Genomic DNA, 10,132 nt, shown 5'->3' on the forward strand with positions numbered 1-10,132 from the left:
CCAATTTATTGCAACCGCAGTAGGACAGCCTTAAGTCCGACAGGCTGCTAGTTACTTCCCCCGATAAAACTGCTTTAAACACAGGCAGCTCTCATCAAGTTCAGCACCTGACCGTAAATAAATACTTAAAAATGGAACGTTCGCACTTAAAACTATCTATATACCAAAAAGAAATTTAAAATTACCTTCTAATCAAACAAAGTAGCTTGAGAATACCCATGGCGCTTCTGGAAATCCTTCAATACCCTGACGAAAGACTTCGCACCATTGCCGAGCCCGTGGCTGAAGTAAACGACGATATTCGTAAAATAATCGATGACATGCTTGAAACCATGTACAAATCCGGGGGCGTTGGTCTGGCAGCCACTCAGGTCGATATCCATCTGCGCATTGTCGTGATGGACTTTTCCGATGATGGCAACGAGCCAATGGTTCTGATCAATCCAACGTTCGAACCTCTGACCGACGAATTAACGGATCTCTCTGAAGGCTGTCTGTCCATCCCGGGATTTTTCGAGCTGCTGGATCGTCCGGCTCAAGTCCGTTTGACTGCCCTGGACAGAGACGGAAACCCATACTCAAAAGATCTCGATGGCCTGCCTGCTGTCTGCGTACAGCATGAGATGGATCACTTGAATGGCAAACTGTTCGTGGATTATCTGTCACGCCTGAAACAGGAACGTATTCGCAAAAAACTGGTGAAAAACAAGCGCCTTGCTATGGCTTAATGCTTCTGAAGACCTCCCGGATGATGAGTTCCGGGGGGACTCAGATTTTACTCAGCCCCTTACTTTATCTATCATCGCCGCCAACCCTATCGTTCTGTCGAGCTTGTAGAAAACCCAATGAAAAGCCTTCGTATTGTCTTTGCCGGTACTCCGGATTTTGCCAGCGCCCACCTTCAAGCGGTTCTGGACAGTCAAGCGGTCATAGACAGTCAGCATGAAGTCATTGCCGTATACACCCAGCCAGACAGACCGGCGGGACGGGGCAGAAAACTGAAGCCCAGCCCGGTGAAAGCGCTGGCGCTGCAACATAATATCCCAGTGTTCCAGCCACTGTCTCTGAAAAAAGATGAAGCTGCCCGTGAACAGCTCGCCGCACTCAAGCCAGATCTGATGATTGTAGTAGCCTATGGTCTCATACTTCCGAAGAGTGTTCTGGATATTCCAACCTTTGGCTGCATCAATGTGCATGGATCGATTCTGCCGCGCTGGCGCGGTGCAGCCCCTATCCAGAGGGCCATTGCGGCCGGAGACGAAGAGTCCGGAGTCACCATTATGCAGATGGATGAAGGCCTGGATACTGGCGATATGCTGATTAAAGCCCACTGCCCGATTCACAAAACAGACACATCTTCCAATTTGCATGACCGCCTGATCGAAGTAGGCCAGCCGGCCCTGATCGAAGCCATTAATGCTATCGCTGAAGGCACTATTACTGCGGAAAAGCAGGATGACCGTTATACCAGTTACGCCCACAAAATGACTAAGGAAGAAGCCCGCATTGATTGGCACAAAACAGCAGCTAATCTTGACTGCCTGATACGGGCATTTAACCCTTGGCCAGTAGCGACAACCGAGTTGGAAGGGATCGCCATTCGGGTCTGGGAGGCAGAACGGGTTGAAGAAAACCACGCTGAAACACCCGGCACTCTGATTAAGGCTGACAAATCAGGTCTGGATATTGCCTGTGCAAAAGGCATACTCCGTCTGACTAATGTACAGTTATCTGGCAGTCGTGCCATGCCCGTTCAGGACCTGCTCAACAGCCGCAGGGATATGTTTATACCCGGGACAAAATTCAACTAATGGCCAAACAATCTTCCGTTCGACTGGCAGCAGCCAAAGTGATTAGCCGTGTTGCTTCCGGTGAATCCCTGAGTCAGGTTCTACCTGAATATCAGGAGGGTCTGCGCCAGAAAGATCAACCCCTTCTGGCAGAGCTGAGCTACGGCACGCTGCGTTACTATTTTCGTCTGGATAACTGGCTCAGTGCCCTTATGGACAAACCGCTGAAATCAAAAGAGCAGACCATTCACAGCCTGATTCTGGTGGGACTCTACCAACTTTTCTATACGCGCATTCCAGCACACGCCGCTATCGGAGAAACGGTCCAGGTCACCCGTATGATGGGTAAAGCCTGGGCCAGGGGTCTTGTGAATGGCGTTCTGCGTTCTGCACAGCGACAGGAAGATGCGCTCAATGCACTGTCCGATTCCAACGATATTTGTCTCACCGCTCACCCACAGTGGCTGATCGGCAAGATCCGTAAAGCATGGCCTGATCATTGGCAGGCTATAGCCCGGGCCAACAATCAGTCTCCTCCCATGACCCTGCGGGTTAATGAGCAGCATTTAAAGCGTGATCGTTACCTGAAAAAATTGCTGGATAACTGTATCCAGGCTTCATCTTCTCTGGTGTCTCCCCAGGCAATCACCCTCACACGGGCTCTCCCGGTAGAACATCTGCCCGGCTTTTCTGAAGGTGTGGTCAGTGTTCAGGATGAATCCGCCCAGCTTTCCGGAAACCTGTTGCCCATCAAAGAAGGCGACAAGGTTCTCGATGCCTGCTGCGCCCCGGGAGGAAAAACCTGCCAATTGCTGGAAATGTTTCCGGGTATTGAACTGGATGCCCTGGACATAGATGAGAAGCGACTGACTCGTGTTCAGGAAAATCTGGATCGCATTGGCCTGAAAGCCCAACTCCTGACCGGTGACAGTACTCAGCCTGATCAATGGTGGAACGGACAGAGTTACGATCATATTCTGCTGGACGCTCCCTGCTCAGCTACCGGCGTAATCCGCCGCCACCCGGATATTAAACTGCTTCGCAAACCCGAGGATATTGATGCATTGGCCGAGCTACAAGGCAAAATCCTTAATACCCTATGGTCATTGCTAAAGCCCGGTGGCACACTGCTCTACGCGACTTGTTCCATAATGCCGGCTGAAAACAGCAAACAAATTGCCGTTTTCCTCGAACGACAAGTAGACGCAGCACTGCAACCCCTTCCCGGAGAATGGGGACTGGATACCGGCTTTGGGCGACAAATTCTGCCTGGTTCAGGAGACGGCTTTTTCTATAGTCTGCTGAAAAAAGTACGCGGTGATTCTGACGTGACCATTGAGAGCCCTCAGCCTGGTGAGAGCTCTCAGCCTATTGAAAGCTCTCTGATAATAAAAAGCCATCAGGAAAGTCTATGAAAATCATCATTCTCGGTGCCGGACAAGTAGGTGGAACTCTGGCAGAAAACCTGGCCAATGAAGAGAACGACATCACGGTAGTGGATGCCAACGGCGAGCTTCTCAGGGAGCTACAGGATCGTATTGATATCCGGACCATCCAGGGTATGGCCTCATTCCCCTCTGTACTCAAACAGGCCGGTGCTGATGATGCTGACATGCTGGTAGCGGTAACTAACAGCGATGAAGTGAACATGGTGGCCTGCCAGATCGCCTACACCCTGTTTCACACACCTTCCAAGATTGCCCGTATTCGTCAGGCGGCGTACCTGAACAAGGAAAACCTGTTTGGCGATGATGCTCTGCCCATCGATGTATTGATCAGCCCGGAGCAAGTCGTCACCAACTACATTCGACGCCTTCTTGAACGTCCCGGAGCACTTCAGGTTCTGGACTTTGCCAATGGCCGCGCCCAACTGGTGGCTATGAAAGCCTATTATGGCGGTCCATTGGTTGGCCAGGAATTACGCTACCTGCGTGAACATATGCCCAGCGTTGACACCCGGGTGGCTGCGATTTTCCGCCGCGGCAAGGCCATCATGCCCAAAGGTACAACGGTGATTGAGGCCGATGATGAGGTCTTCTTCATCGCTGACCGCTGTCATATCCGGGCTGTCATGAGTGAACTTCAGAGGCTCGATGATGATTACAAACGCATCATTATTGCCGGCGGTGGTAACATTGGTCTGCGCCTCGCCCAATCGGCTGAAAATGATTTCAAGGTGAAAATCATTGAACAGAATATGGAGCGCTGTCAGTTCCTGTCCGAGACCCTGATCAAAGCCATGGTTTTCAACGGCAATGCCTCCGATAAAGAACTGCTGATTTCTGAAAACATTGAAGAGACAGATGTCTTTTGTGCCCTGACCAACGATGATGAAGCTAACGTCATGGCCGCTATGCTGGCCAAACGTCTTGGTGCCCGTAAAGTAATGGCTCTGATTAATAATCCTGCCTACGTTGATCTGGTTCAGGGAGGTGAAATAGATATTGCGATTTCCCCGCAGCAGGCCACTATCGGCAGTCTTCTGAAACACGTACGAAGAGGGGACGTTGTTAACGTTCACTCTCTCCGTCGAGGCGCAGCAGAAGCCATTGAAGCCATTGCTCATGGCGACGAACATTCATCCAGAGTCGTCGGTAAAACGGTTCAGCAGGTCGAGCTGCCTCCCGGAACAACCATTGGGGCCATAGTCAGAAACGATGAAGTGTTAATTGCACACGACACTACCCGTATAGAGTCAGGAGATCATATCATTCTGTTTCTGACCAACAAAAAACGTATTCACGAAGTAGAACAGCTCTTTCAGGTTGGGCTAGGGTTCTTCTAACGCATGATAACAGCCAAACACCTTGGATAACTGAAAGTTAGCAACCATTGTGTGATTTCCTACATCATAAATACTTATACATAGGCTGCATCATGTCAGAAATTTCGGACGTTTTTCATTTTGACCAAGGCAAGTCAAATTTCAATGATATTGCTGTACAAGGGGAGATAACTCATTGGTTAGCCAGTGATTTTATGAAAATGCTTGGATATAGCTCGTACTCGAGCTTTCAAAAAATTGTCAATAAAGGCATTACAGCTTGCATGACATTAGGCATTGATGTAATGCAAGACTTCCGCCAAACGCCAAGCATCTTAGATGGAAAGCAAGTAATGGACTATCAGCTTTCCCGTTTTGCCTGCTATTTAGTTGCAATGAATGCAGACCCTAAAAAAGAGCAAGTCGCTAAAGCGCAAGCTTTTTTTGCAACCCTTGCTGAATCTTTCAGGCGTTACGTTGAAGAGGCAGAAGAAGTAGAAAGAGTTCTCGTCCGGGATGAAATTTCAGCTCATGAAAAAACCTTAAGCTCTGTGGCAAAAAATGCGGGTGTAGATAAATATGCTTTATTTCAAAATGCCGGATACCGGGGAATGTATAATATGAATCTGAGTGATCTAAAGCTCGTCAAGGGGTTGCAAGGAAGGAAAGCTAAAAGGTCATTACTTGATTTCATGGGCAAAGAAGAATTAGCTGCTAACCTTTTCAGAGTAACTCAGACAGAAGCAAAGATTAGAAATGAGGGAATAAAAGGACAGCGTTCTGCTGAAAAAGCTGCCGAGCAAGTAGGTAGAACCGTTCGCAGGACAATGATAGATATAAGCGGTACAACTCCCGAATCTCTCCCTCTTAGTGAAGATATAAAGAAAGTTAAAAGTTCAATCAAAGCGTCCAAAAAGGATTTCGAGAAGCTCGATAGTCAAAAATAGTGCTGTTTAGGACATGAAAAATATCTAAAATCTGATATGATATGCACAGGCTGTCCAGCAGGGTTGTCGTTACGTTAAGAATTGCCTAACCTTAAAATTGGATTCGGCATGGCTCTGACCTGTAAGCCCTGGCGACTTGAGCCGATCAAGTGAATTCAAAACTGGATCTTGTATGATGTGAAAACCCGCCATAGTGCGGGTTTTCTGTTTTAAAGCGATCACTCTCATAGTACAGTCGTACCTTATCAGCACTCCACCGCTATCTCTGAATGCTGTACTGAGTTTTACAGTACCGTCATTCATAAGCACAGATAACCAAAACAGACAGCATGGCCGCTGTCTGCATAACCAGAAAAACAGGGTCTTATGCAGTTTTCTGTCGTTTTGCCTGTCTTGGGCATTCTTTTGATGCTATTCAGCTTCTCCAGCCTTCCGCCTCTGGCGGTGGCGATGATTTATGGGGAAACTGAAATTTCACTGTTTTTATATACTTTTTTCCTGACGTTTCTCATCGGTTTGTTACTCTGGTTTCCTTTCAGAAAAATCAAATCAGATTTACGCCCCCGCGAAGGCTTTATCATCACCGTCCTTTTCTGGGTCGTTTTGGGAGGCATGGGTTCCCTGCCACTCTTACTGATGGAAGACCCGGGCCTCAGTGTGACGGACGCTGTATTCGAGTCCATGTCGGGCCTCACCACCACTGGCGCTACGATACTGACGGGCATTGATCATCTGCCTAAATCAATCCTCTTTTACCGTCAGCAACTTCAGTGGCTGGGGGGCATGGGTATCATTGTTCTGGCAGTGGCTATCATGCCTATGCTGGGGGTCGGAGGTATGCAACTTTATCGGACAGAAACACCGGGCCCCATAAAGGACAACAAGCTGACACCCCGAATCAAGGAAACAGCGAAAGCACTATGGCTGCTCTACCTGACACTGACAGCAATATGTGCGCTGGGTTACTGGCTGGCAGGTATGAATCTTTTTGATGCCGTCAGCCACAGCTTTTCCACCGTAGCCATTGGTGGTTTCTCAACCCACGATGCCAGCATTGGCTATTTTGAATCACCACTGATTAATGCCACTGCCACCTTCTTTATGCTGGTAGCCGGTATTAACTTTGCGCTTCACTTTTTCGCCTGGCGTAATAAATCCACCTATCACTACTGGAGAGACCCCGAGGTTCGCACTTATTTGCTGATCCTTCTGGTGGTCTCATTAATTACGGTGGCAGGTCTCTATTTCTCCGGCACTTATGATCTGGCAAACTCACTGGATCACGGTATTTTCGAAGTCGTTTCTGTTGCCACGACCACCGGTTATGCCACCAGCGGTTTCTCAGCCTGGCCAACATTCCTGCCACTTCTTCTCTTTATGACCAGTTTTGCCGGGGGATGTGCCGGCTCAACGGCAGGTGGCATGAAGGTGATTCGTGTGCTGCTGATCTTCAAACAGGGGGTAAGAGAACTTCGTCGTTTGGTTCATCCCAATGCTGTTTACACCATCAAACTGGGTGGCAAGGCCGTTCATAGTCGAGTCGGTGAGGCTGTCTGGGGATTCTTTGCCACCTATGTATTTCTGTTTGCTGTCATGATTCTGGCCGTAATGGCCACGGGCGTTGACCTGACCACTGCTTTTTCTACCGTAGCGTCCAGCATGAACAACCTGGGCCCCGCCCTGGGTGAAGCCGCCGAAAATTACAGCGCTCTTCCCGATACAGCGAAATGGATTCTCTGTTTTGCCATGCTGCTGGGTCGTCTGGAAATCTTCACACTGCTGGTATTGTTTACACCCACATTCTGGAAATACTGAGAATAGAAAAGTTATTCACAGCTATCAACAACTTATCCACACCTTCATCAGAACTCCATGATCCTGCCCCATAGAGTTTTGAGGATATTGTTGCTCTGTTATACACAACGACCACATTTCCAGAGGGATACAACGGTATCCGCTCCAGAACCAAAACGTTATAATCCGCTGCTGTTTCCAGAAAATGACACTTAATGCACAAATGAGCCGTTTCACGCTCAGGCTTTCAGTGGCATTGCAAGCACCCGGGTCGTCATGGAGGTTGAACCAGAAGCGTCAGCTCCCTGAATTGTCGAGGCTATTGGCAGCCGGGATAGAGGAATAAAGCCTAATTTTGAGCCTCCATGAGGTAGTACTGTGACTTCTCAAAGCACGCCTGATATCAAGACATTCCAGGGCCTTATCTTGGCCCTTCAGCAGTTCTGGGCTCGCCAGGGCTGTGTCATTATGCAGCCACTGGACATGGAAGTGGGCGCAGGCACCTTCCATCCAGCGACCTTCCTTCGCGCAATAGGTCCTGAAAACTGGAACTCTGCCTACGTGCAGCCCAGCCGCCGTCCAACCGATGGACGCTATGGTGAAAACCCAAACCGCCTACAGCACTACTATCAGTTCCAAGTGGTGATGAAACCCTCTCCGGATAACATTCAGGAACTTTACCTGGATTCCCTCAGGGAGCTGGGCATCGACCCACTGGTGCATGACCTTCGCTTTGTAGAAGACAACTGGGAATCCCCAACACTGGGTGCCTGGGGTCTGGGCTGGGAAGTCTGGATGAATGGCATGGAAGTCACTCAATTCACCTACTTCCAACAGGTAGGTGGTATTGAGTGCTATCCGGTCACTGGCGAAATCACATACGGCCTTGAGCGTCTGGCCATGTATATTCAGGGTGTTGACAACGTATACGACCTGATTTGGACTGAAGGTCCACAGGGCACAGTGTCATACGGCGATGTTTTCCACCAGCAGGAAGTAGAGATGTCTACTTTCAACTTTGAACACGCTGACACTCAGGAACTGTTCCATCAATTCGATTTTTATGAAGCCGAATCCAGGCGTCTGGTTGAAGCGGGCCTGCCTCTGCCTGCTTATGAGTATGTCCTGAAAGCTTCTCATACCTTCAACCTACTGGACGCCCGTCACGCCATCTCGGTGACAGAGCGTCAGCGCTTTATTCTGCGAGTCAGAACCCTGGCCAGAGCCGTAGCCAAAGCCTACTTTGATACTCGCCTTCATCTCGGCTTCCCACTGGCCAGTGACGATATCCGTACAGAAGTTCTGGCCAGTCTGGAAGACAGCAAGACACAGGAGAAGAAGTAATGAGCCAGAAAGATTTCCTGGTCGAGCTGGGAACAGAAGAACTACCCCCGAAAGCGCTGAAAAGCCTTTCCAATGCATTCACTCATGGCATCCTGGATCGCCTGAAGAACGCTCAACTGTCTTTTGACAGCTTTGAAGCCTTTGCCGCACCTCGTCGTCTGGCTTTGCTGATCAAGGGTCTGGATACTGCACAACCTGATCAGCAGCTTGAGCGCCGCGGCCCCGCGGTAAAAGCCGCCTTCGACAGAGAAGGCAAGGCCACTAAAGCAGCCGAAGGTTTTGCCCGTTCTAACGGCGTTTCAGTCGATCAGTTGGAAACGCTGACAACCGATAAAGGCGCCTGGCTTGTCTACCGTACGGTTCAACAGGGTTGCGAGACCACTCAACTACTGCCAGACATGGTCAGCCAGTCTCTGAATGAACTGCCTATTCCCAAGCGTATGCGTTGGGGAGCACAGCGCACTGAGTTTGTTCGCCCAGTCCACTGGTTAGTGATGCTGATGGGGGAAGAGGTAGTCGATTGCGAAATTCTGGGCCTTCAATCAGGTAACCAGACTCGAGGCCACCGATTTCACGCTAACCAGCCTCTGACCGTTAACCAGCCTGCCGATTATCATAATCTTCTGAGAGAGCAGGGTAAGGTGATGGCTCTCTTCGAAGAAAGACGCAATCTCATCAAGCAACAGGTGGCAGAAGTGGCGAGCGGCCTGGGTGGCGAAGCGGTCATTGATGAAGACCTGCTCGATGAAGTGACAGCATTGAATGAGTGGCCCGTTGCCCTGTCCGGTCGTTTTGATGATGAATTTCTGGAAGTCCCCGCAGAGGCCCTGATCTCTTCCATGAAGGAGCATCAGAAGTATTTCCATGTCGTGTCAAGAGATCCATCTCAGGAAGGAAAGTTACTTCCCTATTTTATAACCATTTCTAATATCGAGAGCGTAGAGCCCGAACAAGTAGTATCCGGTAATGAACGGGTAATAAGACCCCGTCTCTCGGATGCCAAATTTTTCTTTGATACGGACAAAAAAACCACACTTGAAGCTCGCAGGGAGACCCTGAAACCTATCGTCTTCCAGGCACAACTGGGATCGTTGTTCGATAAAAGCGAACGTATTGCTAAACTGGCTGGTTTCATCGCCAGACAGGAGACTGGGCAAGAACAGTTGGCTGTCCGTGCCGGAGAACTGTGTAAATCAGACCTGACTTCAGAAATGGTTCTGGAATTCCCTGAATTACAGGGCATCATGGGTCAGTACTACGGCGCAAACGATGGCGAAGCACAGGAGGTATGTCTCGCTTTGAATGAGCAGTACATGCCACGCTTTGCAGGTGATCAACTGCCTTCCAATCTGACAGGTTGTGCCGTAGCGATTGCTGACAAAATCGATACTATTACCGGCATCTTTGGCATCAATCAACCACCTTCAGGTAATAAAGATCCGTTTGCACTGCGAAGAGCCACCCTGGGTGTCCTGCGTATTATTGTTGAGAAG

Annotated in this window: 9 protein-coding genes; 8 read left to right on the top strand and 1 reads right to left on the bottom strand. The window is 49.4% G+C overall.

Features of this window, described 5'->3' with window-relative positions; all coding sequences use genetic code 11:
- Positions 1-218 precede the first annotated feature (218 nt).
- The 6 genes from def to KDK19_RS08280 all read left to right on the top strand — a co-directional run bounded on the left by def (position 219) and on the right by KDK19_RS08280 (position 7,316).
- On the top strand, positions 219-728 hold the full coding sequence (gene def, locus KDK19_RS08255) for a peptide deformylase (protein ID WP_257254811.1): 510 nt from the start codon (positions 219-221) through the stop codon (positions 726-728).
- A 117-nt stretch (positions 729-845) separates the two neighbouring features.
- Positions 846-1,811, top strand: coding sequence for a methionyl-tRNA formyltransferase (fmt, locus tag KDK19_RS08260; RefSeq protein ID WP_257254810.1), 966 nt, complete (start codon positions 846-848; stop codon positions 1,809-1,811).
- Positions 1,811-3,205 carry a 16S rRNA (cytosine(967)-C(5))-methyltransferase RsmB gene (gene rsmB / locus KDK19_RS08265; protein ID WP_257274413.1) on the top strand — a complete coding sequence of 465 codons (1,395 nt, stop codon included), beginning with the start codon at positions 1,811-1,813 and terminating at the stop codon, positions 3,203-3,205. Before fmt ends, rsmB begins: the two co-directional genes overlap by 1 nt.
- On the top strand, positions 3,202-4,575 hold the full coding sequence (gene trkA / locus KDK19_RS08270; protein ID WP_257281596.1) for a Trk system potassium transporter TrkA: 1,374 nt from the start codon (positions 3,202-3,204) through the stop codon (positions 4,573-4,575). Before rsmB ends, trkA begins: the two co-directional genes overlap by 4 nt.
- A gap of 92 nt (positions 4,576-4,667) precedes the next feature.
- On the top strand, positions 4,668-5,501 hold the full coding sequence (locus tag KDK19_RS08275) for a BRO family protein (protein ID WP_257291713.1): 834 nt from the start codon (positions 4,668-4,670) through the stop codon (positions 5,499-5,501).
- A gap of 366 nt (positions 5,502-5,867) precedes the next feature.
- Positions 5,868-7,316 (top strand): TrkH family potassium uptake protein, encoded by a 1,449-nt coding sequence (locus tag KDK19_RS08280; protein WP_257281595.1) that lies wholly within the window; start codon positions 5,868-5,870, stop codon positions 7,314-7,316.
- Here the strand turns inward: KDK19_RS08280 and KDK19_RS08285 are convergent.
- Entirely contained in the window at positions 7,291-7,518 is a 228-nt protein-coding gene (locus KDK19_RS08285; protein WP_257291714.1) for a hypothetical protein, read from the bottom strand. The genes KDK19_RS08280 and KDK19_RS08285 overlap by 26 nt on opposite strands.
- A 155-nt stretch (positions 7,519-7,673) precedes the next feature.
- Here KDK19_RS08285 and glyQ point away from each other — a divergent pair, with 155 nt between their 5' ends.
- Together glyQ and glyS are read left to right on the top strand one after the other, a co-directional pair.
- On the top strand, positions 7,674-8,639 hold the full coding sequence (glyQ, locus tag KDK19_RS08290; RefSeq protein ID WP_257274410.1) for a glycine--tRNA ligase subunit alpha: 966 nt from the start codon (positions 7,674-7,676) through the stop codon (positions 8,637-8,639).
- On the top strand, positions 8,639-10,132 hold a 1,494-nt coding region (gene glyS / locus KDK19_RS08295), incomplete at its 3' end, for a glycine--tRNA ligase subunit beta (protein WP_257291715.1). The genes glyQ and glyS, both read left to right, overlap by 1 nt.

Origin of the sequence: Endozoicomonas sp. ONNA1 (genome assembly GCF_024606325.1) — a bacterium.
Taxonomy (GTDB): domain Bacteria; phylum Pseudomonadota; class Gammaproteobacteria; order Pseudomonadales; family Endozoicomonadaceae; genus Endozoicomonas_A.

Coding starts and splice junctions, on each gene's coding strand:
- fmt (WP_257254810.1), top strand. CDS start 846: ATGAAAAGCCTTCGTATTGTCTTTGCCGGTACTCCGGATTTTGCCAGC.
- trkA (WP_257281596.1), top strand. CDS start 3,202: ATGAAAATCATCATTCTCGGTGCCGGACAAGTAGGTGGAACTCTGGCA.
- KDK19_RS08275 (WP_257291713.1), top strand. CDS start 4,668: ATGTCAGAAATTTCGGACGTTTTTCATTTTGACCAAGGCAAGTCAAAT.
- KDK19_RS08280 (WP_257281595.1), top strand. CDS start 5,868: ATGCAGTTTTCTGTCGTTTTGCCTGTCTTGGGCATTCTTTTGATGCTA.
- def (WP_257254811.1), top strand. CDS start 219: ATGGCGCTTCTGGAAATCCTTCAATACCCTGACGAAAGACTTCGCACC.
- rsmB (WP_257274413.1), top strand. CDS start 1,811: ATGGCCAAACAATCTTCCGTTCGACTGGCAGCAGCCAAAGTGATTAGC.